Below are 25,542 nucleotides of genomic sequence, written 5' to 3' on the forward strand. Positions count from 1 at the left end.
GAAGTGACGGAAATGGCTCCTCTTTTCCGGCGTTCATCCCCTCTTGTGAATTGGCGGGAGTCGTCCATGTTTACCCTCTACCACTCTAATCAGCTGGATCTGCTCAAGGAGCTGCTGGTCAACCATATCCGGCAGGCCCCTCTCTCTCACCCCTTCGATCGGGAGCAGATCCTGGTGCAGAGTCCGGGCATGGCCCAGTGGCTCAAGCTGGAGCTGGCCAAAGCCTTCGGCATCGCCGCCAATATCGACTTTCCGCTGCCCGCCAGTTTTATCTGGGAGATGTTCACCCGGGTGCTGGCGGATGTGCCGCGCCAGAGCCCCTACAACAAGGGATCCATGAGTTGGCAGCTGATGACCATTCTGCCCGCCCTGCTGGGCAGGCCCGCCTTTGCCCCGCTCGCCGCCTATCTGGGCGGGGATGAGGAGGATCCTGCCAAGGATCCCGAGCAAGTCAGGCTGTGGCAGCTCTGCCAGAAGGTAGCGGATCTCTTTGACCAGTATCTGGTCTACCGGCCGGACTGGATCGCCCGTTGGGAAGAGGGGGAAGGATTGAGTCAGGAGCTGGCCGGGGTGAGCGGTCAGGATTGGCAGCCCGAGCTGTGGCGCGAGCTGGTGGCCCGCATCCTTGCGCTCTCCCCGAGCGGCTACCACCGTGCCAACCTCTACGAGGAGTTTATCCACGAGCTGCAACGCACCTTGGATCTGCCGGGCAAGCTGCCGCAGCGGGTCTTTGTGTTCGGCATCTCGGCGTTGCCGCCGCGCTATGTGGAGGCATTGCTGGCCCTCGGCAGTCGGCCTGAGGTGGAAGTGCATCTGTTCGTCACCAACCCCTGCCGCTACTACTGGGGGGATCTGCTCGATCGCAAAACCCTGGCTCGGCTCGAAAACAAGCTCAAACCCGGCACCGATATCGAGACGTTGCAGGGCCCCGCCAACCCGCTGCTCGCCTCCATGGGCAAGCTGGGGCGCGACTATCTGCATCAGCTGATGGAGCTGGAGGTGCCGCAAATCGAGGCTTTCGTCGATATCGACGAGGTAGACGCCAAGGGCAATGTCAGCCTGCTGCGCGCCATCCAGAAGGATGTGCTGGAGCTAGGTTCACGGGGCGAGGGGCAATTTGATCTCGACAGCAGCCATCACAAGAGCCCGATCGATCCGGCGGATGGATCCTTGCAGATCCACGCCTGCCATGGCCCGATGCGGGAACTTGAAGTGCTGCACGACCGACTGCTGGCGCTGTTCGAGCAGGACCCGTCCCTCACCCCGAAAGATGTGGTGGTGATGATGCCGGACGTGAACAGCTACGGCCCCTATATTCAGGCCGTGTTTGGTAAAGAAAAGAGTGGCGCGCGGGGCCAGATCCCGTTCGCGGTATCGGATCGGGCGGCGAGTCAGGAGAGCCCGCTGCTGCAAAGCTTCCTCGCCCTGCTCAGGCTGCCCAACGCCCGCTTGGGGGCGGGTGAGCTGCTCGCCATTCTCGAGGTTCCCGCAGTGCTGCGTCGCTTCGAGCTGGATGACGATGAGTTCAACCAGCTGCGGGTCTGGGTGCAAGAGACCGGCATCCGCTGGGGGCTGGACGACGGCTATCCCGTCCGTTTCGATCTGCCGCCCATGTCCGGCAACAGCTGGCTGTTCGGCCTGCGGCGCATGCTGCTCGGCTTTGCCATGGGCGACGGCGAGCCGGTGGCGGGCATCCTGCCCTATGCCGATATCGAGGGTCAGCAGGGGCTGGCACTCGGCAAGCTGGCCTGGTTTGTCGATTCGCTGGCCGAGTTTTTGCCCCGGCTGCAACAGGCGCAGCCGCTGGCCGAGTGGAACGCCTGCCTGCTGGCGCTGCTGGAGCGCTTCTATCTGGCCGACGAAGATGAAGAGCGTCAGCTTCAGCTTATTCGCAGTCAGCTGGTCGAGTGGCAGACCCGGCTCGGCGAGGCTCGCTTCGAGCAGCCCATCTCGGCCTCCCTGTTGCAGGATTACCTCGGCAGCGTGTTGGGGGAGTCCCGCTCCAGCCAGCGCTTCCTCGCCGGTCAGGTCAACTTCTGCACCCTGATGCCGATGCGCTCCATCCCTTTCAAGCAGGTCTGCCTGCTCGGCATGAACGACGGCGTCTACCCGCGCACCCTGGCCCCCATGGGGTTCGATCTGATGGCGGTGGCGTCGCGGCGCGGGGATCGCTCCCGCCGTGATGATGACCGCTACCTCTTCCTCGAGGCACTGCTCAGCGCCCAGCAGGGGCTCTACATCAGCTATCAGGGCTTCAGCGCGCAGGACAACAGCGACAAGGTGCCCTCCGTGCTGCTGGCGGAGCTGATCGACTATGTGCGGCAGGGCTTCGTGCTGGCGGGGGATGAGAGCCTCGATGACGAAACCTCCGGCAAGCGGCTGCTCAAGCACCTGATGGTGGCGCACCCGCTCACCCCCTACAGCCGCAACTACTTCTACCCAGAGGCGGTTTCGCGGCTCTTTACCTATGCCGCCGACTGGCTGCCCGCCCTTAACCCAGAGCGCGGCGCGGCCAACTTCCAGAGCGGCGAGCTGCCGCTGCCGCCAGATTGGAACAGAGGGGGGGGCAAGGAGCAGGGGCTGGAGCTGGCGGAGCTGCTGCGCTTCTATCGCCAGCCCACCAAATATTTCCTCAACCGCCGTCTCAAGGTGTGGTTTGAGCTGAACGAAGCCAACATCGAGGATAGCGAGCCGTTCGAGCTGGACGGCCTGCAACATTATCAGCTGAAAGATCTGCTGCTCGATGCCCATCTGGCGGAAGGAGATAGTACCGAGCGTCGCGAACGGTTGCAGCTCACCGGCCTGCTGCCGCAAGGGTGGTTCGGCAGCCTGCTGCTGGACGATCTGGATGCCGAGATGGGCAAGCTGGCGGATCGGCTGCGGCCATGGGTTGCTGCCAATGAGTCAGAAAAGCAGGCGGTGGAGATCGATATCTCCCTCACTCAGGGCCAGCTGCAAGGGTGGATCGACACCCAGAAGGGACGCTTGCTGGTGGTCAAACCCGGCAGCTTCAACGGCAAGGATCTGCTGCTGGGCTGGATCCAGCACCTCTGCCTCTCCCTGAGTGACGCCCCCGGCGACACCCTGCTGTTCGATGCCAAACAGAGCCTGCGGTTAGCCAAGCTCGCTGCCGACGAGGCGCGGCCCAAGCTGGCAGCGCTGGTGGCGTGCTGGGCGCAGGGGATGAAGCGGCCGCTGCCGTTTTTCCCCAACACCGCCTGGGATTGGCTCAAGGCGATCGAGAAGGATCCGGACAAGCCGGAGGCGGCCGACAAGGCGGCCCTCACCCGTTTCAATGGCGGCTGGATGATCAATGGGGAAGGGCAGGACGTTTACGTCGCCCGCTGCTTCCCCGAACTCGATGACGAGGTGCTGGGGCAGTTGCAGGCGCTGGCCCGCGAACATTTGACCCCGCTGCTCAAGACCCTGGAGGAGCTGAAATAATGGCTAACCCGCTCAATACCCTGCGTTTTCCCCTCCATGGTGAACGACTGATCGAAGCCTCTGCCGGTACCGGCAAGACCTACACCATCGCCGGTCTCTACCTGCGCCTGCTGCTGGGCCACGGCCCGCTCATTGAAGAGGGGGCCGATGCCGGTCAGCCGAGCGCCCACGAACGGCCGCTCTCGGTGACCGAGATTCTGGTGGTGACCTTTACCGAAGCGGCCACCGCCGAGCTGCGCGGGCGGATCCGTGGTCGCATCCACGAGGCGCGGCTCGCCTTTATGCGCGGCCACAGCAGTGACACCCTGCTGGCCCAACTGCTGGCAGAGGTGGAGGATCATGAGCTGGCGGCCCGCCGCCTGCTGGCCGCCGAGCGGCAGATGGACGAGGCGGCGGTCTTTACCATCCACGGCTTCTGCCAGCGGATGCTCAAGCAGAACGCCTTCGAGTCGGGCGCCCTTTTTGAAACCGAATTTCTCACCGACGACAGCCAGCTCAGGCTGCAGGCGGTGAGCGACTACTGGCGTGCCGAGTTCTATCCGGTGGATAAAACCCTCGCCAGTTCGGTGCGCGCGCTCTGGCCGAGCCCCGCCGCCCTGCTGCGGGAGATGAACGGCTGGCTCGACAACAGCGAGCTGGAGATCCACCCCGCGCTGGGGGACGAAACCCTTGCCGCTCGCCATCAGGCAGCTATGGCCCGCATTGCTGCGGTGAAGGGCGAATGGCTGGCGCAGATGGACGAGATCCGCCGCCAGACGGATGGGCAAGTAAGCCGCTACACCGGCAAGAACTACGAAGGGTGGCTTGCCAAGATCGGCGATTGGGCACAGGAAGAGAGCAGTGGCTACGCCATTCCCAAGGAGCTGGAGCGCTTCGGCCAGACGGTGCTGGAGGAGAACCTCAAGAAGGGGGGCGCAGTGCCGACCCTGCCGCTGTTCAGCCAAATCGATGAACTGTTGGCGAGCCGTCCCGGTATTACGGATCTTATCCTGCAACGGGCCGCCAAAGTGGTGCGCAGCCGGATGCAGGCGAGCAAGCGCCAAGCCCATCAGCTCTCGTTCGATGACCTGCTCAAAGACCTCGATGGCGCGCTCGGCTCCAGCCTGGGCGAGCGGCTCTGCGATCGTATTCGCACCACCTATCGGGTGGCGATGATCGATGAATTTCAGGATACCGACCCCCAGCAGTACCGCATCTTCCACCGGCTTTACGGCGGTCATCAGAATACGGCGCTGTTGATGATCGGTGACCCCAAGCAGGCCATCTACGGCTTTCGCGGCGCCGACATCTTTACCTACATTCAGGCGCGGCGAAATGTGAGCGCCCACTACACCCTCGGGCGCAACTGGCGCTCCAGCAGTGCGCTGGTGGGGGCGGTCAACGGCCTGTTCGAGCGGGCAAAAGATCCCTTTATCTACGAAGCGGATATCCCCTTCCTGCCGGTGGAGGCGCAGGGTAAGAGCAAGGCGCTGCTGCTCGATGGCGCAACTGCACCTGTGCTCCACTGCTGGCAGCTGACCGGCCAGCCCACCTTCAACCGGGGGGGTTACCAGAGCAAGATGGCCCGCGCCACCGCCGCCGAGATCCACCGCCTGCTGACCCTGGCCCGCGAGGGCAAGGCGCTGATAGGCGACAAGGCGGTGAAGGCCGGGGATATCGCCGTGCTGGTACGCACCGGCGCCGAGGGCAAGCTGGTGCAGCAGGAGCTGGCGCGGCTCGCCATCGCCTCCGTTTATCTGTCGAACCGCGAGAGCGTGCTGGAGCAGACGGAGGCGCGGGAGATCTTGCTTATCCTGCACGCCTGCCAGAACCCGAGCGAAGAGCGCAGCCTGCGGGCGGCGCTCGCCACCGGCCTGTTTGATCTGGATGCCAAGGCGCTCGATGGGCTGGCCAGCGACGAGCGGGCGTGGGAGAGCGCGGTGCAGGAGTTTATGGAGTACCGCAAGATCTGGCATCGCCGTGGCGTGCTGGCCATGCTGCGGGCCCTGCTGCACCGGCGCAATCTCGCCTCCTTCCTGCTGGCGAGCCCCTATGGCGAGCGGCGGCTGACCAACTTCCTCCATCTTGGCGAGCTGCTGCAACAGGTGAGCAGCGAGCTGGACGGGGAGTACGCCCTGCTGCGCTGGCTGGGGGAGGCGGTGAGTCGCCCCAACGGGCAGGATGCGGAGCAGGTACTACGGCTCGAATCCGAGCGGAAATTGGTGCAGATCGTCACCATCCACAAATCCAAGGGGCTGGAGTACCCGCTGGTGTTCCTGCCCTTTATCTGCAGCCACAGAACCGCCGAGACCCCGCTCTATCACGAGGCGGATGAGGCGGGCAATCGCACCATTCTCGACCTGACCGGCGCCGACTCGTCGCTCGCCGAAGCGGACAGGGAGCGCCTTGCCGAAGATTTGCGGCTGCTCTATGTGGCACTGACCCGGGGCGTCTACGCCACCTGGCTCGGGCTGGCGCCGGTGCGGGCGGGGGCGGGCAAGTTGGAGAAGACCGACCTGCACCACACCGCCATCGGCTACCTGCTGCAAAAGGGCGAAGAGGGGGATGCGCAGACGCTGGCGACCGCTCTCACCGAGCTGGCTCAGGCATTGCCCGGGGTGGCCGTCGGTGAGCCCTCGCTCACCCGTCCGGCCCCGCTGCCGCCAGAGGAGGAGCAGCTGGGCGAGCCGCAGGTGCGCCACTTTACCGGTTCCCTTGAGCGGGACTGGTGGATCAGCTCCTACTCCGGGCTGGCGGCGCAGGGGCACGGTCACAGCAAGGGTGTCTTGGCCAATCCCGGCTTCGATGACGAGGTGGTGACCGAAGCGGCCACGCTGGCTGCCGAGCAACCGGAAGAGGCGCCCCAGCCCTCCATCTTCACCTTCCCGAAAGGGGCACGCCCCGGCACCTTGCTGCACAGCCTGTTCGAGACCATCGACTTTCAGAGTGCCGCTGGCGAGCCGCTGGCAGAGCATATCGCCACCCTGCTGGCGCAGGATGGCTTCGACGAAAGCTGGGCCCAAGTGCTGCAACAGCAGGTGGAGGCGGTGCTCGATACCCCGTTGGAAACGGGCTTTGGCGAGCCGGTGCGGCTGCGGGACTTGAGTGCCGACCGCAAGCAGGTGGAGCTGGAGTTCTTCCTGCCCATGGGGCGGGTGACGGCACCGGCGCTGACCGCGCTCTGCCAGCAGCATGACCCGTTGTCGCGGGGCAACAAGCCGCTGAGCTTTGCCACCGTGCAGGGGATGCTCAAGGGCTTTATCGATCTGGTGTTCGAGTGGCAGGGGCGCTGGTATCTGCTCGACTACAAATCGAACCATCTCGGCATGAGCCCCGCCGATTACAGCCGTCCTGCGTTGGAGCGGGCGATGGCGGAGCATCGCTACGACCTGCAATACCAGCTCTACTCGCTGGCGCTGCACCGGCTGCTCACCCTGCGCCTGCCGGGCTACGACTTCGAGCAGCACTTTGGCGGCGTTTTCTATCTGTTCCTGCGTGGCATGCCGCAGGGGGGCATCTTCCATACCCGCCCGAGCCGTGAACTGGTGCTGGGGCTGGATGAGTTGTTTAGAAACGGTGATCGCTCTGGCGGTGTGTCATCAACAGAATTAAACGAGGTAGAGGCATGAGCGGCACCATGATCAGCACTGCGACCAGCGCAATGATGGTTGAACGGTTGAAAACACTGGCGCTGGCCGGCCGTATCCGCCAGCTGGATCTGCAATTTGCCAAGCTGGTGGCTGATCTGGGAGGCAGCCCCGAGCTGGTGCTGGGGGCGGCGCTCACCTGCTTCGAGCTGGGGCGCGGCCATGTCTGCCTGCCGCTGGAGATGCTCGCGCATTCTGGTAACGAAAAGCCATCTCTGCGCCCGTTCGGGCTGGATCCCCAGCAGAGCCGGGATCTGTTGGCTGATCTGGCGGATCCTGCCCGCTGGCCCGCCCTGTTTGCGGCCAGCCCGCTCGTTGGTACGGAACAGGATGAAGGCAACGCCCCGCGCTGGCCGCTGCGGCTGTGGCACGGGCGGCTCTACCTCACTCGCTACCACGATCATGAGCAGGGAGTAGCCCGCCATCTGCGCGCCCTGAGCGAGCGCGCCGAATGGCCGGAGATTGCCCCGGCCCTGTCGCGGCTGTTTGCCCGCGACTACGGGCTGGTGTTCGGGGCGCTGCTGAAAGCCCGTCTAGCCCCCGACTTCTCGGCCCGCCACTTTATCGAGAAGTATCTGGATCTGGTGTTCCCGAACGAAGTGGATTGGCCCGCCATCGAAGGGCTGCTGACCAGCGTCCAGGCGGCAAGTGATCTTGGCAAGCTGGATGCGCTGGTGCCCGACGCGCTCTGCTGCAACGGCCAGAAGCTGGCGGCGGCCACGGCGGCGGCGCGCCCCTTCGCGGTGATCTCCGGTGGCCCCGGCACCGGCAAGACCACCACGGTCGCCAAACTGCTCGCCATTCTGGTGGAGACTGGCCTGCAAGCGGGCAAGGCCCCGGCGATCCGGCTGGTGGCCCCCACCGGCAAGGCGGCGGCGCGCCTGACCGAGAGTATCGGCTCCGCACTGCAGGCCCTCGATCTGCCCCCCGAGTGGGTCGAGGCGATCCCCACCGAAGCGGGCACCTTGCACCGGCTGCTCGGGGTGATTCCGGGGCGCAGCCAGTTCCGCCACCACGCGGGCAACCCGCTGCACCTCGACTTGCTGGTGGTGGATGAGGCCTCCATGGTCGATTTGCCGATGATGGCGCGCCTGCTTGATGCGCTGCCCAGCCACGCCCGCCTGATCCTGCTCGGCGACAAGGATCAGCTCGCCTCGGTGGAGGCGGGGGCCGTGCTCGGCGATATCTGCAGCTTTATCGAACAGGGCATCAGCTCGGCGCAGGCGGATTGGCTCTCCCGCCAGACCGGCTACCGCTTGCAGGGCTCGCCCGCCGGTGCCCCGGTGCGCGACAGCCTCTGTTTGCTGGCCAAGAGCTGGCGCTTTGATCAGCATTCGGGCATCGGCCAGCTGGCGCGCGCCTGCAACAGCGGCGATGTCACGGCGGTGGAATCAGTCTGGGGCGCAGGATTCGCCGATATCAGCCTGCACCCCTGGGCCGGGGAGGCCTACGATGCCCTGATTGCCCAGGGGGTCGCCGGTTACGGCAGCTATCTGAAGGCAGCCCGCGCGGGGGAAGATCCCGCCGCCGTGTTCAAGGCATTTAACAGCTTCCAGATCCTCTGCGCTTTGCGCGACGGCCCGTTCGGGGTGCTGGGGCTAAACGAGCGGCTCGAACTGGCCCTGTCACGGGCTGGCCTGATTGCCCACGATGGCGACTGGTATGCCGGTCGCCCGGTGATGGTGGTGCGCAACGATCACGGCGTCGGCCTCTACAACGGCGATATGGGGCTCTGCCTGCCCGATGAAACTGGCCGCCTCAAGGTCTGGTTTGAGCAGCCGGATGGCACCCTGCGCGCCCTTCTGCCAAGCCGCTTGCCGCCCCATGAGACGGTCTACGCCATGACCATCCACAAATCCCAGGGTTCGGAGTTCGCCCATACCGTGCTGGTGCTGCCCGATAGCTCCAGCCCGCTGTTGACCCGCGAGCTGGTCTATACCGGCATCACCCGCGCCAAGGCCCGGCTCGATCTCTACGGCGATCGCGCCCTGCTGGCCCAAGCCGTACGGAAAAAGACCGAGCGTTATTCCGGATTGGCGGAGAGGTTGGGGGAGTGATTGATTGGACGGCGGTAAAGGGAGTTGCCGCCGTTTTATTTTTTACCAAACCAAATTGTAAATATTTAACAGGTTTCTTCTTTTATAAATATTGGATTATGAATTATGAAATACACAAAGAATCAGCATATGCTATCCCAATGGGTATTGAGAAATTTTCGCAGCGATGATACAGCGTTACAGCCTAAAGATAAGCAAAGGGTTTGGTGCCATACAGTATATCCTAATGAGAATAATGAAAATGATATCAAGGAAATACCATTGCCAATATCTTCAGTTGCGATAAGAAAAGATTGCTTCATGTTGATTGACGGTGAGACTGGGGAAAAGTTTGATATAGAAAAAGAACTTTCAAACTATGAAAAGGACACATCGATTATCTTTAATGAACTTGTCCACGAGCATGAGTTCAGTAAACTATTAAATGTTAACAAGGAAGGAAACCATTTGGAAAAAATGGTTAACTTTATGATTATACAGATGTTCTTAGGTCTTCTAAATCCACAAAATAGAATGGAGGGCAAGGACGAAGTTTTGAACCAAGTATTGGAAAGGATGACGAATGGTTTTCAAGAAATAAAGGAACAGCTACTTAATCCGCCGCCCGAAGTAAAGCCATATTTCACTCACGATATTTTCAGGAAGGCATTGAGAGTTGTTAATTCCGCCTCTGAAACTTTTGATAAGTGTAAGGCATTGTTTTTCTTGTTTATGTTGGCTGAGGTCAATAATGTGCCTACTTTATTTGGTCATCTGGACAGTTTCAGGAAGACTATTTTTTCAAAAATAAATATCACAGGGGTTTATCATACAGGTTATGATTTTGATAGTACTGAAACTAGACCTGTTTTCACAATTAGCCCCAATGTAATCATTCTCAATCCAGATAACGACTTCAATTTATTACCTTTGGCTCACAATTTAGCGATTGGCTTTTCTCTACATCAGCATAGTTACTACAACTCATATCTTGATATATTTAGCGTTGAACCAAAGAAATTAAAATGCAAGAGTAGTGAAAACATTCGCATATTTAAAGTTTCTCATGATTATATCGATGGGATAACTGGATGGGTTAGCATGATAGGTGTATGTCAAACAAATACAATGTATACACCCTATGAGTTAAAAGATATTGAACGTTATTTGAAGCTGCAAAGTGATAATTATGATAGTCACTATACACCAGAGCATCCTGAGCTTGTACTCGTGAAGTATTAATAACAATGCTTGCTGCTTTATATTAATTTTTGCACTACCTGAATATTTCTTGTCGCGAAACCAAACACTCACCGCGTAATCTCTTTCCCCTCATCACCAGCCCTTCTCCCGTAAGGGGGGAAGGGGTAATACCGTTACCGCAGTCCGATTACGCTTCGCTAATCGAACCTACACGGCTGACGATCATATTACCGGTGCTGCTTTATCCCCTCTCCCTTTGGGAGAGGGCCGGGTGAGGGTGGGTAGGGTGCAAAGAACGAAGTGAATTGCACCGCTGCTATTTATCTGCCACAAGGTGTAATGCGCTGCGCTTATTACACCCTACATCCAATCCACACACGACAGGATGTCATTGCTTGAGACTTGAATTTAACACCATCGATCTGGATCGGGATTACGAGCTCTGTGTGCAGGCGCGCAGGGATGCCTATTTTTGCAGCTTTCATACCCATGACGGTTTTGCCGACTTTATCGACGGCTATCGGGAGCGGATCCGCGAAAGGCTGGGGAAGGCGCAATGGCACTACCTCCATGTCTGGGCGGGTGAACAACTGGTGGGGCAGCTGGAATTTCGCAGCTTTTCCGATGAACCCGAGACCGGCTATGTGCAGCTGATCTATCTGTTCCCCGAATATCGTGGCCGCGGTCTGGCCGCCGGGTTGCAGGCCTATATCCGCCAGCAGTTGCTGGGGGCGGGCTGTAAATGGGCGATTCTCTCCGTGAGTCGTACCAATGTGCGGGCGTTGAACCATTACCGGCGATCTGGCTGGGTATTTCTGCGCCCCAATCCGAAACATCAGGAGACGGATTTTTATCGGCTGACTCTGGCCGATTGACCTCTGTGGGTGCCTCTGGGGATCCCCTCATCTATCCCATCCCCCAAATGACTGAATTGTGAGTTAAATCCGGTAAATGGGGCGCACTTGAACCACACTTATGGCTCCCTTGGTTCAGCCTGTGTCGTGAGTGGCCGATAACCGGGGAAACGGTGGTGCGGTGGGGTTCTGGCTGACAGATTTATGGCGATATGCCAAGGTAGCGCCTCACGACAAAACAGCGATTCCCCGTGGTGGCGCGGGGCAGAAGAATAAGGGTAACCGCTATGGTGCAGGACAGTGACAGGGTCAGGATCTCTGATGTCAGCGAGGCCGTGGTGCACGGCATTCTGGAGGTGATCAGCGATGGCATCTGGGACTGGAATGCCAATACCGGTTTCGTCTATCGCAATTCCGGCTGGTATCGGATGCTGGGCTATGAGGCTCACACCCTTGGCAATACCGTCTTTACCTGGGAGCAGGTGATCCACCCCGATGATCTGGCCGCTGTGATGGCGAATTTTGATCTCTGTCTGAGCGGCAATATTCCTGAATATCGCGCCGAGTATCGTTGCCGCTGCCGGGATGGCAGTTATATCTGGATTGAAGATTGCGGTCGGATCATAGAGCGCAACCCCGATGGTTCTGTGGCGCGCATGATCGGCGCTCATCACAATATCCACGCCAGCAAGTTGCTGCTGGATCAGCTGGAGCTGCGCAATCATTCGCTGGCGCAGCTGGTGGCTGAGCGTACCGCCGAGCTGGTGCGGCTGAATGAGGCGCTGCAACAGAAGGCGGAGGAGAATCGCCAGCTGGCGGAGACCGATGCTCTGACCGGCGCCGCCAGCCGCTATCGGCTGGAGCGGGCGTTGCAGCTGGAGTGCGAACGGGCCCGCCGTTTTCATCAGCCCTTTACGGTGATCGCTATGGATGTGGACAACTTCAAGCAGATCAATGACAGCTATGGGCATCACATCGGGGATCAGACCCTGATCAATGCAGTGGCGCGGGTGCGTAGCCATATCCGCGAGATCGATCTGCTGGCCCGCTGGGGCGGCGACGAGTTTATGGTGCTGTTGCCCAACACCGGCCGTGAGGATGCGCTGGTGGTGGCGAGCAAGCTTCAAGCATGGATGGTGAGCGAGCCCATCTGCCCCTACGGTCTCACTACCATGAGCTTCGGGCTGGCGGAGTATCAGCGGGATGAGCAGAAGGAGAGTTTGATGGTGCGTGCCGATCGGGCGCTCTATCAGGCCAAGCAGCTGGGCAAGAATCAGATCTGCTAACGGCGCTCTCGCCAGTAACTCGCCAGTAAAAAGGGCCGCAGGATAAGATCCTGCGGCCCTTTTGCATTGTTACTGACGCGGTGCGACTTAGAAGTGGTAGCGCAGGCCCAGCTTGAAGGTATCCAGAGAGTAGTGCTCGTCACCCAGGCTCAGGGCGTTGAACTGGCGCTCGTAACCGATACCGGCAGAGAAGTGGTCGTTGAAGGCGTAGTCCAGACCTACTTCCAGATTGGGGTGTACCTTGCTCTTGGTTTCGTTGCCAGTTAACTGACCGCTGATACCGAGGATGGTGGCGTTGCCGACAAATTCCACTTCGGTGCGAGTGTAGGCGATACCCGGTTTGGCATAGGCGCTGAAGCCCCAAGCCAGCGGCTGGCTCAGCTTGGCGGCTAGGCTGATGCTGCGAGTTTCGATGGTGGTGTCGGCAAAGCCGGTCGCACCCTGGGAGGTAACCCAGGTCAGCTGATCCATCTGTTGGGCGTGCAGGCCCCCTTCGATGGCCAACCAGTGGTTGAGATCGTAGCCGACGATCAGGCTGCCGCCGTCTAGCTGGTCGTCGATCACTTTGGCGTCATAGACGCGCTGGGCAGCACCGTCGAGATCCATCTTGGAGGTGGTCAGATCCAGACCTGCGTACCAGCCTTCGGCATGGGCGCCGCCATTCATGGTCAGGGCAAGCAGAGAGAAAGCGGCAATTTTATTAAACTTGTTCATGGATAAATAAACCTTATGTTGCGTGAACTGTGTGTGATTTATATTGCTCAATCCATGAAGCTTTTTATATTTCCGTCACATCTCTGTTTCCACAGAGGGGCCGCAGTATAGTCAGCGAATTTCTGAATAACAAGAGTGTGATCTCTCCATGAATCTAAATAACGCTGGCTGCAAGCAGGGCTATTTTGTTTAATAAATGGCGTTATTAGAGTTTTAGCTTTATTGAGCTTGAAATAATTAAGTGGCGAGTTGAATGGCTGTCGGCGTGTTCAATTTAGAGTCTATGTGATTGATTTTTATCGGTATAGTTTTATCTTAGAGCGGAGGTATGTCTAGGAGACCAAAGATGGGCATCTCAGATGCCATTCATAGGCGCGAGTCTCTTTGCGGTTGTTTTTTGAGCACGCCACAAGATGAAACGGTGAGAAAAAAATCTATCTTTTTGCCTGTTTTTTGCTCTTTTCGTGGTTTGGGATTGTTCCCATTGTGATTTTTGGTGGTCTTTTGAGGCTGTTTTGGCAGGTGTTGATGTTGCCATCAGATGCGCTCTTATGGGTTTCTTTTCTCTTCACCTGGCTGCACTTGTTGGGGTGGGTGCGGGGTGTGATGAGCAGATATTGGTAGAGCTGGGTGATTAATTTTATTGGAATATTTATATCAACTATTTAAAAATGATTTTTTGGTATTTTAAAAGAAGGGTTGATATTGGTTTTTATATTAAATAAAGATTTGTTATGCCCCGCTTTAAATATATTGGATGCCAATAAAAGGGTATTGATGGCCGTTTAGGATACCTTGCCAGAGAGGTCGTTGTGGCTGGTTCATCGGTGGGCTGCGTGTGGCCGGTGACACTTCCCTTGCCGGGGCTCTTGACCTGACCCGCGAATTCAGGGAAAAGAAAAAGGCGGTGCTATCAGCGCCGCCCAATGCCAGGAAAGAGAAAAAACCTTGCGGTTTAAAAACAAAAATTTGGAAGCAAACAATCGATTTCTCAACTAGGAAGGGTCTTGAATTCGATACGTTTCGATTATGCGCGATGTTCTATGCAGCACTAGCAAAATGTTTGCGGGTTGAAAGATATGCACTGTCTGGTGTCAGATTTTGCGACCTCGCTGCTTAACTGGTCTGTCCTGATGTGCGTTCTAAGCGGTTTTTTCTCTGGGGTATTTTTTCGGTGTCAATATCTGAGCCTTGAAGGTAAAAACAGGTCAGAAGCTGACTCGGCATAACCATGCAATGAAAGTGCGATAACAAGGAATAGTGGCATGACTTACAGCCAGACCCTGGCCAACAATATTCTCGACACCCTGAAGAAGACCCTGACCGACAAGGGGATCCGCTATCAGACGCTGGCGGAGGCGATGGGCGTCTCCATCGCGACCGTGAAACGGATGATGAACAAGCCCTCGCTGCCGTTCGATACTCTGCTGGAGATCTGCCATCTGGTGGGGCTCTCGTTCGAGGAGTTGCTGGATCGCACTCAGGACGCCCAGAGCCGCCGCGCCGTCTTCACTCAGGAGCAGGACGAGGCGTTTCACAACGAGCCGGGGCTCTACGCCTTTCTCGCCAATATCTTCTGGCGCGACAAGACGCTGATCGATCTCAAGCGGGAGTACGGCCTGACCGATGCCTCCTGCTACCTCTATCTGCGCAAGCTGGAGAAGCTCGGCATTTTGCAGCTCGGTATCGACAACAGTTACCACTTCCTGATCAGCGAGCGGATCAGCTTCGAGCAGCACAGCCGTTTCGCCCGCCAGCAGGCGCGCCAAGCGATGTCGGTGCTGGGGGAGTATCTGGTGGAGAACATGCACAAGTCGAACAACTATATGGCGCTCTGTCAGCTGCACCTCAACGAGGGGGAGGCAATGGCGCTGATCGACCGGATGAAGGAGTACTGGCATCAGGAGCTCAAGCTCAACCGCCCCGCCATCGGCCAGCGGGAGCATGCCAAGACCTACACCATGTCGCTGCAACTGGCCGACTGCGGCTACCAGAGCTTCGACGACATGATCCCTAATATCGACAACTGATCCCGGCGGATCCTGCGGGATCCGCCTGCCTTGGTTAGCTCGATATCGGCAAGTCAGACCATCTTGCTGCCATCGGTTGCAGCGCCCGTGTATCGAGACAGATACGGATGGCATCCGGTCGCCAGTGTTCAATATCGCAATCCACCAGACCGCCCCGCTCATCGTAGTTGACCCGCACCAGCCGCAGCACGGCGCTCCCCTCCGCCAGATTGAGGGCGCGGGCGATGGCGCCTCGCGCCGCCGAGGGGGTGATCTCGAGGCTGGCACCACCCTGGCCTATGCCATAGCGCTGCTGATAGAGCTCGGTGAGGGAGCTCGCCAGCGGTGCACTGGCGATATCGGGAAAGCGGCTGGCCAGCAGGTGATGGCTGACGTGCAGCACCGGGCGGCCATCGATCAGCCGCTGGCGGCGGATCTCGTAGAGCGGTGTAAAAGGATCCAGTCCCATCCAGCGGCACAGTTCGCTGCTGGCAAGTTCGCTGCCGTGGGCCAGCACCCGGGTTTCGGCGGTGCGTTGCTGTTCGCCGATCCACTGGTGAAAGTGGGTGTGGATGGCGGGATCGTAGGTGAGCCGGGGCGGCGCCACGAACCAGCCGCGCCGCTCGGCCCGGTAGATAAGGCCATCCGCTTCGAGGCTGGAGAGTGCCTCCTTGATGGTGATGCGGGTGGTGGCGAAGCGCTCGCTCAGGGCCCGTTCGGCGGGCAACTGCTGCCCGGCCCCCAATTGGCCGCTGCCGATATAGCGGCGCAGGGTCTGGCAAATCTGTTCGCACTTGGAGGAGGAGCGGCCATCGGCCATGCTCGGTTCGTTCAGTATCTGCTCGCTCAATCTCGGCTCGGTCACACTCTTATCCCTGTTGCTTATTCAGAAGGCGGATGGCTGGCCAATCCCTCGTTGGAGTAGTCCAGCCTCACTCGGGTTCAGAGTTGTAACCGCGCTGGATGACAGCGGCGTGACAGGGTGATTGTCATCAAACTGCCATCAAAGCGCCCCGCCACCGTCATATTTCCCCTCTAGCATCCCTCTCGAACCTTAACTGACCTAGTCCAGAGGGATGGGATGATGAAAAGCGTGATCGCAAGTGCACTGGCCCTGGTGGCCATCAGCCAACCACTTTTTGCCGCCGAGAATATTGCGGATCTTGAGAAGGCCGCCCGTGGCGAAGGGCAACTCAGCAGTATCGGCATGCCCGACAGCTGGGCCAACTGGAAGGATACCTGGCAGCAGCTGGGCAGCATCTACGGCATCAAGCATCAGGATACCGACATGAGCTCGGCGCAGGAGATCGCCAAGTTCGCCGCCGAGAAGGCCAATGCCACCGCCGATATCGGTGACGTGGGTGGCGCCTTCGGTCCGGTGGCGGTCAAGCAGGGGGTTACCCAGCCATACAAACCTTCCAGCTGGGCCGACATTCCAAACTGGGCCAAGGATGCCGACGGTCACTGGATGCTGGCCTATACCGGCACCATCGCCTTCCTGATAAACAAAGATCTGGTCAAGGCCGCCCCCACCAGCTGGCAATCCCTGCTGGGTGGCGACTACAAGGTGACCCTGGGTGATGTGGGCGTAGCTTCTCAGGCCAACAACGGCGTGCTGGCGGCAGCTTATGCCACCGGCGGCAGCGAGAAGAACCTCAAGCCTGCACTGGATCTGTTCGGCCAGCTGGCCAAGCAGGGTCGTCTGTCGCTGAATGACCCGACCATCGCCAACATCGAGAAGGGCGAGGTGGAAGTGGGGGTGCTGTGGGACTTCAACGCGCTGAACTACCGCGACCAGATCGACCCCAAGAAGTTTGAGGTGGTGATCCCGAGCGACGGCTCCGTCATCGCCGGTTACACCACCATCATCAACAAGTGGGCCAAGAACCCCAACGCCGCCAAGCTGGCGCGGGAATACATCCTCTCCGATGCCGGTCAAATCAACCTGGCCCGTGGCTACGCCCGCCCCATCCGCAGCAACGTGACCCTGCCGGATGACGTCAAGGCCAAGCTGCTGCCGGCCGAGCAGTATGCCAATGCCAAGCCGGTCAGCGACCATGCCGCCTGGGAGCAGAGCTCCAAAGCCCTGCCGCGTCAGTGGCAAGAAACCGTCATGATCAACATGCAGTAAGGAAATCCAGTGCAACACAAGGTGATAGTGGTACTTGTGGATGGTCTGGCAGCCGAGGTAGCCCACACCATGGGCTACCTCGGTGGCATGGTGGAGGCGGGGCGCGGCCTGCATACGACCCTGAGCTGTGCCCTACCGTCTCTCTCCCGACCCCTCTACGAGTGCATCCTGACCGGCGTGCCGCCGGTGGCGAGCGGCATCACCCACAACGGGGTGAGCCGCTTGAGCCAGCACGAAGCCATCTTCCATCTGGCCCGCGCCGCGGGCAAACGCACCGCAGCGGCGGCCTATTACTGGGTGAGCGAACTCTACAACCGCAGCCCCTGGCTGGCTGCCCGTGATCGCTTTACTCACGACGAGCAACTGCCTATCCAGCACGGCTGCTTCTACTGGGATGACAACTACCCCGACAGCCATCTGCTGATGGATGGCGAGTGGCTGCGCAGCCAGTACGATCCCGATTTTCTGCTGATCCACCCGATGGGGGTGGATGACGCCGGCCACAAGTTTGGCCTCGATTCGCGCCAGTACCGCAATCAGGCGCGCCGGATGGACAGCCTGCTGGCCGATCTGCTGCCCCAGTGGCTGGCGGAGGGGTATCAGGTGGTGATCACCTCGGATCACGGCATGAACAACGACTTGAGCCACGGCGGCACTCTGCCCGAAGAGCGCACTGTGCCGCTCTGGTTGTTTGGCGATGCCTTTATCGAGCACTGGCCGGATGGGGTGGTGATCGCCCAGACCCAGCTCTGCGCCCTGATGGCGGATCTGCTGGGCATCCCCCACGACAAGCCGGCAGCCCCCCCGCTGCTCAAGGCGGCCTTTATGCGCGAGGTGCACTGATGATGCCTGCAACCACCGAGATCCTGCTGGATCAACCCGTGGCCACCCGGCGCAAGGCTAGCCGCCACTGGCTGCCCGCGCTGGTGCTGCTGCCGTTTGTCCTGTTGATGATCCTGTTCCAGCTCGCCCCCATGGTGTGGGTGCTGGTGGGCAGCTTTCAGACCCCCGATGGCTGGGGCCTCGACTACTACCGGGAGATTTTGAGCTCCCCCTTCTATCTGCAATCGTTCGCCAACTCGTTGCGCATCGCCGGTATCGCCAGTCTGGCGGGGCTTGCCATCGGCACCCTTGGTGCGGCGGCGCTGCGTCACAGCGGCGAGCGGGTCAAGCGGCTGCTGCTGGCCTTTGTCACCATGACCGGCAACTTCAGCGGGGTGCCGCTGGCGTTCGCTTTCATCATCATTCTCGGTATCAACGGCGCAGTGACCCTGCTGCTGAAATCCTGGGGATTGATCGACGGCTTCAACCTCTACTCGGGGTCGGGCCTGATCCTTATCTACACCTATTTCCAGATCCCGCTCGCCCTGCTGCTGCTCTATCCGGCGTTCGATGCCTTGCAGGATGAGTGGCCGCAGGCTGCGGCGCTGCTGGGCGCGAGCAAGCGTCAGTATGTGTGGCACGTGGCGCTGCCGGTGCTCACACCTGCCCTGCTCGGCACCCTGATCATCCTGTTTGCCAATGCTGTGGGGGCCTATGCCTCCGCCTACGCCCTCACTACCGGCAACTTCAATCTGGTGACCATCCGGGTGGCCAGTCTGGTCTCCGGCGACATCTTCCTCGAGCCCAATATGGCGGCGGCGCTGGCGGTGATCCTGATGGTGCTGCTGGGGGTGGTGACGGCCGCCAACCAGTGGCTGCTGAAAAAGAGCTATGTGAACAGGGGGCAATCCCATGCATGATTTGACGCCGCGCTGGCCCAAGTGGGTGTTGGGTGGGCTGGTCGCCACCCTGTTGCTGCCGCTGCTGGCCACGTTTCTCTACTCCATATCCACCCGCTGGGGGGCGACCCTGCTGCCGGATGGCTTCACCCTTGACTGGTATCTCAAGCTGTGGGGCGACCCGCGCTTTCTGGCGGCGTTTGGCCGAAGCCTCTTGGTCTGCTTCGCCACCCTGCTGCTGGGGACCCTGGTGCTGGTGCCGACCGTGCTGGTGGTGGCCTACTACTTCCCCAAGCTGGATCCCTGGATGAACCTGCTGATCCTGCTCCCCTTTGCGGTGCCGCCGGTGGTCTCCTCGGTGGGGCTGCTGCAGATCTACGCCGACGGCCCGCTGCCGATTATCGGCACGCCGTGGATCCTGATCGGCACCTGGTTCACCGTGGTGCTCCCCTTTATGTACCGGGCGCTGGCCAACAGCCTGCAAGGGGTGCCGCTCAAGGATCTGATGGATGCCGCCCATCTGCTGGGGGCAAGTAGTCGGCGCGCCTTTCTGCTGGTGGTGATCCCTTGCCTGCGCAAGGGGCTGCTGGCGGCGCTGTTTCTCTCCCTCTCCTTCCTGCTCGGTGAGTTCGTGTTTGCCAACATGCTGGTGGGCACCCGCTACGAGACCCTGCAGGTCTACCTCTACAACATGCGCGCCACCTCGGGCCACTTCACCAGTGCGCTGGTGATGAGCTACTTCCTGCTGACCCTGCTGCTCACCTGGGCAGCCAACAGATTTCATCGGTGATCCAAGATGTTTCATTTAGAAGTCAATCAGTTGCACAAATCCTATGGCGAGACCCCGGTGTTCGAGGGGATCGAATTCGGCATCCGCAAGGGGGAGTTGGTGACCCTGCTCGGCCCCTCCGGCTGCGGCAAATCGACCCTGCTGCGGGCGCTGGCCGGGCTTACCCCGGTGGATGGCGGTCAGGTGCGGGTGGCCGGTGAGGACATCACCTGGCAGGCGCCCCAGAAGCGGGGCATCGGCATGGTGTTCCAGAGCTATGCGCTGTTCCCCAATATGACGGTGTGGGACAACGTCGCCTTCGGCCTCAAGATGAAACCCCAGCCGGGGCGCGAGCTGGCAGCCAGTGTGAAAGAGGCGCTGGAGCTGGTGGAGCTGACCGGCTTCGAGCGCCGCTATCCGGGTGAGCTCTCCGGCGGTCAGCGCCAGCGGGTGGCACTGGCGCGCGCCCTGGTGGTACGGCCAAGGATCCTGTTGCTGGACGAGCCGCTCTCGGCGCTGGATGCCCGCATCCGCCGCAGCCTGCGCCAGCAGATCCGCGAGATCCAGCAGCGGCTCGAACTTACCACTATCTTCGTGACCCACGATCAGGAGGAGGCGCTCACCATGTCGGATCGGATCTTCCTGATGAACAAGGGATCCATCGTCCAGAGCGGTACGCCGGAGCAGATCTACACCCGCCCCGCCAGCGAGTTTGTGGCGAGCTTTATCGGCAACTACAACCTGCTTGGCGCAGAGCAGGGCAAGTCGCTGTTCGGCCCCCGTTTTCAGGGCAAGCTGGCGCTGCGGCCAGAATCCATCACCCTGCTGCCCGCAGGGGCGACCAGCAGCGATCCCAGCCTGCCCGGCATCATTCGCCAGCAACAGCTGCTTGGCAACGTGATCCGTTATCAGGTGGAGTGCGAGGCAGGGCTGTTGACGGTGGATTGCCTCAACCGTTCGGCTGGCGATCTGCTGGCCACCGGCAGTGCCGTGACCCTGGCGGTGGCCCGGGATCAACTCTGTGAGGTAGCATGACACCGCATTTCATTTCCATTTTCACTGCGAGGAGCGCCCATGGCACTGGCACTGTTTGATCTGGACGAGACCCTGATAGCCGGGGATTCCGCCAGCCTTTGGCTGGAGTACATGGTGGCCGAATCGCTGGCTCCGGCGGGCATGATCGCTGAGGAGCAGGGGATGATGTCCCTCTACCATCAGGGCAAGATGGATATGCACCAGTACATGGCTTTCACCCTGCAGCCGCTGGCGGGCAAGTCACGCCAGTGGCTCAGCCAGCAGTGCCACCACTTTGCCGAGCAGGTGCTGCGCGAGCGGCTCTACCCCGAGGGGCTGGCGCGTATCGAATGGCATCGGGAGCGGGGCGACGATCTGGTGCTGATCTCCGCTTCCGGCGAGCATCTGGTGGCCCCCATGGCGAAGATGCTGGGGATGGATCACTGCGTCGCCATCCTGCTTGATGAGGAGGAGGGGATGCTGACCGGCCAGACCCGCGGCACCCTCAGTTTTCGCGAAGGCAAGGTGGCCCGCATCAACCAGCTGTTTGCCGGCAGGGACAACCTATGGCAGGGGAGTTTCGGCTACAGCGACTCCCACAACGATCTGCCGATGCTGCGGGCGGTGAGCCATCCCCATGCGGTCAATCCGGCCCCCGCGCTGCGCCAGCAGGCCGGGGAGCTGGGTTGGCCGGTGTGGGAGTGGCAGCGCTGAGTCGCGCCCTCACACAGGCTTAAAACGCGGCAAGAACAGCGATAAAAACCAAGAGAGAGGCAGTTGCCTCTCTCTTGGTTTTTGTGTCCCGCTGGTGATCACCCTTTCACTTAATGGGCATGCCGTCGAGTCTGATTAAAGTGAGGAGGGGGATCCTCTTCCATCGGGTCATGGACACGACTCTGGGGGAAGCAGATGCGGTTTTTCCCCTCCCGCTTGGCCTGATAAACCCCCTTGTCGGCCAGCTCCACCAGCTCTTTGGCCGAGAGGCCCGAGTGGCTAAAGGCTGCCCCGCCGCTGATGGTGATGCTGAGGTCGGGTTCGCGCCATTCCAGCTGCTCGACCGCGAGCCTGAAGGTCTCCAGCAGGGAGGCGACCTCGTTCATTTTCATCTCCAGCCGGAAGATCAGCACCAGCTCTTCACCGCCGTAGCGGCAGAACCAGCCCCAGTCGTGGAACAGATTCATGCCCAGCTTGCTCACCCGTTTGAGCACCACGTCCCCCGCCTGATGGCCGTGGGTATCGTTGACCCGTTTGAAATCATCCAGATCGAACATCACCACCCCGAAAGGTGCGCCACTGCCGCTCTGCTTTTGCAGGCACTCGTCGAAGAAGCGGCGGTTGTAGAGGCCGGTGAGTTTGTCCTGATTGGCTTGCAGGCGCACATCCGCGACCTCTTTGCTGGCGGCATCCATCTCGGCGTAAATAGCCGATAGCTCACTCATCTGGCGTTCAGGTACACGTTGGTCACCATTAAAACTGGCCCGGATCATGCCACTTATCTCCTGCAGCATGCGGCGGAAGTAACGTGACCAGCGCAGCGCCAGCACCAGATAGAGGATGGAGGCGAGCGCTATCATGGCGAGCACGTTGAGGGATACGTTGTCGATTATCTGATTGAGGCCTGCGGTTGGGATCACGCTGAGCAGGATCCAGCGCTGCTCCGGGATGCGGTCGTAGGAGACCATCATGCCGCTGGCATCATCGAGGAAGAACCCTTGCTGCTGTTGCATCCGAGCCAGCCAGTCGGGGTGGGCGAGGGGTTTGAATACCCGTTCGCGATCCGGATGGGCCAGCACCAGCCCGTCATGATTGAGCAGGATCTGATAGCCATTGCCCAGATAATGGCTCTGCTCGTGCCGACTGTTGAGCCAGCTGGCGAGTGGGGTGAGCTGGGTATCCAGCGAGAGTACGCCAACCCGCTTGCCGTCAGGATCTTCAATCACCTTGGCCAGCGCCATGGTGAGGGTGCCAAGGGTGTAGTCGTAGTAAGGATCGGTCCAGACAATCTGGTTCGGGTGGCTGGCAGCCAGTAGATACCAGGGGCGGGTTCTGGGATCGAACTTCTCGTCGGCCTGCCAGGATGGGTGGATCAGCATCTTGCGATGCTCGGTGCCCACATAGACGTAATCGAGCTCCATCACCTTGTGATAGGCCTGCCACTGTTGCAGGTAGCGCTCGCCGTTGCGGATCTCCGGGCCGCTGAAATCCTGATAATTTACCTGCTGATAAATGAGCGTAAACTGGCGTTTGAGGGTCGCCAGATAGGGTTCGATCAGGGTATGGAAATACTGGGTGTTGCGAGCAATCAGGTTCTGTTGCTGCTCGTGGCGCAGGGTGCGCTCCATATGCAGGTAGTAGATGCTGCCGAGCAGCAATACGGGGATAAAGAGCAAGAGGAGGCCAAGCCGCATGCGGGTGATTAAAGACCAAGTGTTCTTGGGCTTGCCGGGGGACATGAACAGATCCTTTTCAGCTCGGGTGACACCAGCATATATGATGCTGTGCTGCTCGTCTAAAGGCAGAAAATGAGATTTTTCCGATGCTGAACCACACTCTGCTCTCCATGGCCCACTACGGCTGCATAGCTGTGCTGATCCTGGCCCTCTGTGTCGAATATCGGATCTTTCGTCGCGGTCTAAATATGGTGCGGGTGCGCCGTCTACTGCTGGCAGATGGGGTGGCGGCGCTGGCACTCTTCTCCATCTTTGCCACCGGTTGTCTGCTGGCCCATGAGCATGCCAGCTCGGTGGCAGAGATCTTTGCCCATCCTGCTCACGGCCTAAAAATGGGGCTTTTTCTGCTGATTGTCTGCTCCCTCGACTACCCCAGCCGACTCTTCTATCGCTGGCGTCGCGCCCTGCGTCTGGGCAAGGCGCCGATGATCTCCATCCAGCAGCACTTCCGGGTGGTCTGGATCCTGCGGGGCAATCTGGTGCTGGTCGCCCTGCTGGCCGTGCTCACCAAGCCGCCACTACTGTGACCTGTGGTGAGAGGGTTGCAGCGAAGAGAGTAGAAGCAAGAGAGTGGAGACAAGAGGATAGGGAGGCGGGTATCTTGGATCGGATAACCCGTTACGCGCCGATTTAAGGAAGAATCGCCATGCGCTCCAATCTGATGTTGCTGATGGCTGCCACCATCTGGGGTATGGGCTTTGTCGCCCAGCGCCTCGGGATGGATCACATGGGGCCCTATACCTTCAATGGCCTGCGCTTTCTGCTCGGTGCCCTCTCCCTGCTGCCGCTGCTCTGGTGGCTCAAATCCCGACAACCTGTTGCCGTCGTGGGCGACCATCGCCAACTGCTGATCGGTGGCGTGCTGGCCGGGCTGGTGCTGTTTTGTGCCGCGTCCTTGCAGCAGGTGGGACTGCTCTATACCACTGCCGCCAAGGCCGGTTTCATCACTGGGCTCTACATCATTCTGGTGCCCGTGCTGGGGCTGCTGCTGCGCCACAAGAGCGGGCTCAATACCTGGATTGGTGCCCTGATCGCGCTGAGTGGCCTCTATGTGCTGAGCGTCACCGACGAGTTCACCATCGGCTACGGCGATCTGCTGCAGGTGGCCGGTGCCCTGTTCTGGGCCATTCATCTGCTGCTGGTGGATCACTACTCCAACCGGGTCGCCCCCATCAAGCTGGCCGGGGTGCAGTTCGTGGTCTGCGGCCTGCTCAGCCTCGCTACCGCCTTTGTCATCGAAACCCCGACTGTGGCTGGCGCCGTGGCCGGTTGGCAGGCGCTGCTCTATGCCGGGCTGGTGTCGGTCGGGGTCGGCTATACCCTGCAGGTGGTGGGGCAGCGGGGTGCCCATCCGGCCCACGCCGCCATCATCCTCAGTCTGGAGACCGTGTTTGCCGCCGTGGGTGGCGTGTTACTGCTGGGGGAGACGCTGGACGAGCGCGCCATCGCCGGTTGCGCCCTGATGCTGGCAGGGATGCTGATCTCCCAGATCCGCTTGAGATGGTGGTGGAAGTCGCGTCGGGACAAGGTGCCGCTGACCAAGTAAACCGCGCTTTGCCTGCATAACAAAAACGCCCCGACTGTCGGGGCGTTTTGCATGGTGGCGGTTTGGATCAGGGGCGTTGATCCAGCTCGCGCTCCAGCTCCACTGCCTTCTGGCGGGCCGGATGGGTATTGAGGCGCTGCCAGTAAGCTTGCAGGTGCGGGAAGTGGGCCAGCTGGCCGCTTTGCGCCAGCAGATCTACCAGGAAGGAGTTCATGATGTCGGCGCCGGAGAGGCGATCCCCCACCAGATAGTGACGGGTCGCCAGCACCTCGTTGAGGTAGCCCAGCACCTTGGCACACTCCGCCTTGGCGTAGTCCGGCAGGAAGCGCATCGGGCTGCCATCCTTGCGCACGAACATGTCGAGCAGCAGCGGCAGGATACCGGAGCTCTCAGCAAAGTGGATCCACTGCAGGTATTCGGGGTAGTCGGGGCTATCCTGAGCTGGCGCCAGCCGCTCGGGGGCGTGGCGGACAATCAGGTACTCTGTGATGGCGCCGGATTCCGCCAGCACCCGGCCGTTGAGCTCGATGACAGGCGACTTGCCGAGAGGGTGGATGGCCTTGAGCTCGGGCGGTGCCAGAAAGGTGGTGGCATCGCGCTGATACGCCTTGATCTCATAGGGTTGGCCCAGCTCTTCGAGCAGCCAGATGATGCGTTGGGAGCGGGATTTGTTCAGGTGGTGCAGGACTATCATAACGACCTCGATTCGGTGGCAGGATGGGGTATACGAACGGGCGAG

Annotated in this window: 19 protein-coding genes; 15 read left to right on the top strand and 4 right to left on the bottom strand. The window is 60.2% G+C overall.

From position 1 onward, the window contains the following. The first annotated feature begins 66 nt into the window (after positions 1-66). From recC to CK911_RS18580, 6 genes are all read left to right on the top strand, one after another. Complete coding sequence (gene recC / locus CK911_RS18555) at positions 67-3,444, top strand: exodeoxyribonuclease V subunit gamma (protein ID WP_098971779.1); 3,378 nt, start codon at positions 67-69, stop codon at positions 3,442-3,444. Further along, complete coding sequence (gene recB, locus CK911_RS18560) at positions 3,444-7,052, top strand: exodeoxyribonuclease V subunit beta (RefSeq protein WP_098971781.1); 3,609 nt, start codon at positions 3,444-3,446, stop codon at positions 7,050-7,052. The genes recC and recB overlap by 1 nt, the downstream gene beginning before the upstream one ends. Further along, the gene (gene recD / locus CK911_RS18565; RefSeq protein WP_098971783.1) at positions 7,049-9,127 is read left to right on the top strand and encodes an exodeoxyribonuclease V subunit alpha; all 2,079 of its coding nucleotides are present in this window, start codon (positions 7,049-7,051) and stop codon (positions 9,125-9,127) included. Before recB ends, recD begins: the two co-directional genes overlap by 4 nt. Positions 9,128-9,232: 105 nt before the next feature. Further along, a complete protein-coding gene (locus CK911_RS18570; RefSeq protein WP_098971785.1) occupies positions 9,233-10,348 on the top strand; it encodes a DUF4238 domain-containing protein in 1,116 nt (371 codons plus the stop codon). Positions 10,349-10,704: 356 nt separating this feature from the next. After that, positions 10,705-11,184 carry a GNAT family N-acetyltransferase gene (locus tag CK911_RS18575; RefSeq protein ID WP_098971787.1) on the top strand — a complete coding sequence of 160 codons (480 nt, stop codon included), beginning with the start codon at positions 10,705-10,707 and terminating at the stop codon, positions 11,182-11,184. Positions 11,185-11,450: 266 nt separating this feature from the next. Further along, on the top strand, positions 11,451-12,449 hold the full coding sequence (locus CK911_RS18580; protein ID WP_098971789.1) for a sensor domain-containing diguanylate cyclase: 999 nt from the start codon (positions 11,451-11,453) through the stop codon (positions 12,447-12,449). A gap of 87 nt (positions 12,450-12,536) precedes the next feature. Here the strand turns inward: CK911_RS18580 and CK911_RS18585 are convergent, their stop codons facing one another. Beyond that, complete coding sequence (locus tag CK911_RS18585) at positions 12,537-13,163, bottom strand: porin family protein (protein ID WP_098971791.1); 627 nt, start codon at positions 13,161-13,163, stop codon at positions 12,537-12,539. A gap of 1,265 nt (positions 13,164-14,428) precedes the next feature. Between CK911_RS18585 and CK911_RS18590 the strand changes: the two genes are divergently transcribed. Then, the gene (locus CK911_RS18590) at positions 14,429-15,193 is read left to right on the top strand and encodes a helix-turn-helix transcriptional regulator (RefSeq protein ID WP_098971793.1); all 765 of its coding nucleotides are present in this window, start codon (positions 14,429-14,431) and stop codon (positions 15,191-15,193) included. A gap of 34 nt (positions 15,194-15,227) precedes the next feature. Here CK911_RS18590 and CK911_RS18595 read toward each other — a convergent pair whose 3' ends face one another. Continuing rightward, positions 15,228-16,037: a UTRA domain-containing protein gene (locus tag CK911_RS18595; protein WP_172954057.1), complete on the bottom strand. Its 810-nt coding sequence runs from the start codon at positions 16,035-16,037 to the stop codon at positions 15,228-15,230. Between the two features lie 219 nt (positions 16,038-16,256). Between CK911_RS18595 and CK911_RS18600 the strand changes: the two genes are divergently transcribed. From CK911_RS18600 to CK911_RS18625, 6 genes are read left to right on the top strand one after another with little or no spacing between them, the layout of a single operon-like run. Beyond that, on the top strand, positions 16,257-17,303 hold the full coding sequence (locus CK911_RS18600; protein ID WP_098971795.1) for an ABC transporter substrate-binding protein: 1,047 nt from the start codon (positions 16,257-16,259) through the stop codon (positions 17,301-17,303). 9 nt (positions 17,304-17,312) lie between these two features. Beyond that, on the top strand, positions 17,313-18,146 hold the full coding sequence (locus tag CK911_RS18605; protein ID WP_098971797.1) for an alkaline phosphatase family protein: 834 nt from the start codon (positions 17,313-17,315) through the stop codon (positions 18,144-18,146). Next, a complete protein-coding gene (locus CK911_RS18610) occupies positions 18,146-19,045 on the top strand; it encodes an ABC transporter permease subunit (protein WP_098971799.1) in 900 nt (299 codons plus the stop codon). Before CK911_RS18605 ends, CK911_RS18610 begins: the two co-directional genes overlap by 1 nt. Further along, positions 19,038-19,814 (top strand): ABC transporter permease, encoded by a 777-nt coding sequence (locus CK911_RS18615; RefSeq protein ID WP_042655595.1) that lies wholly within the window; start codon positions 19,038-19,040, stop codon positions 19,812-19,814. Before CK911_RS18610 ends, CK911_RS18615 begins: the two co-directional genes overlap by 8 nt. Positions 19,815-19,820: 6 nt before the next feature. Continuing rightward, positions 19,821-20,828, top strand: coding sequence for an ABC transporter ATP-binding protein (locus CK911_RS18620; protein ID WP_098971801.1), 1,008 nt, complete (start codon positions 19,821-19,823; stop codon positions 20,826-20,828). 39 nt (positions 20,829-20,867) lie between these two features. Next, positions 20,868-21,521 carry an HAD family phosphatase gene (locus tag CK911_RS18625; protein WP_098971803.1) on the top strand — a complete coding sequence of 218 codons (654 nt, stop codon included), beginning with the start codon at positions 20,868-20,870 and terminating at the stop codon, positions 21,519-21,521. Positions 21,522-21,631: 110 nt separating this feature from the next. Here CK911_RS18625 and CK911_RS18630 read toward each other — a convergent pair whose 3' ends face one another. Then, entirely contained in the window at positions 21,632-23,260 is a 1,629-nt protein-coding gene (locus tag CK911_RS18630; protein WP_098971805.1) for a sensor domain-containing diguanylate cyclase, read from the bottom strand. An 83-nt stretch (positions 23,261-23,343) separates the two neighbouring features. Here CK911_RS18630 and CK911_RS18635 point away from each other — a divergent pair, with 83 nt between their 5' ends. Continuing rightward, complete coding sequence (locus CK911_RS18635) at positions 23,344-23,784, top strand: DUF2214 family protein (RefSeq protein ID WP_098971807.1); 441 nt, start codon at positions 23,344-23,346, stop codon at positions 23,782-23,784. A gap of 119 nt (positions 23,785-23,903) precedes the next feature. Next, positions 23,904-24,803, top strand: coding sequence for a DMT family transporter (locus CK911_RS18640; RefSeq protein WP_098971809.1), 900 nt, complete (start codon positions 23,904-23,906; stop codon positions 24,801-24,803). Between the two features lie 67 nt (positions 24,804-24,870). On the opposite strand, the gene CK911_RS18645 is transcribed toward CK911_RS18640, so the two are convergent. Beyond that, complete coding sequence (locus CK911_RS18645) at positions 24,871-25,497, bottom strand: glutathione S-transferase family protein (RefSeq protein WP_098971811.1); 627 nt, start codon at positions 25,495-25,497, stop codon at positions 24,871-24,873. Positions 25,498-25,542: the final 45 nt, after the last annotated feature.

It is taken from the genome of Aeromonas sp. CU5 (genome assembly GCF_002586745.1).
GTDB classification, from domain to species: Bacteria; Pseudomonadota; Gammaproteobacteria; order Enterobacterales; family Aeromonadaceae; genus Aeromonas; species Aeromonas sobria.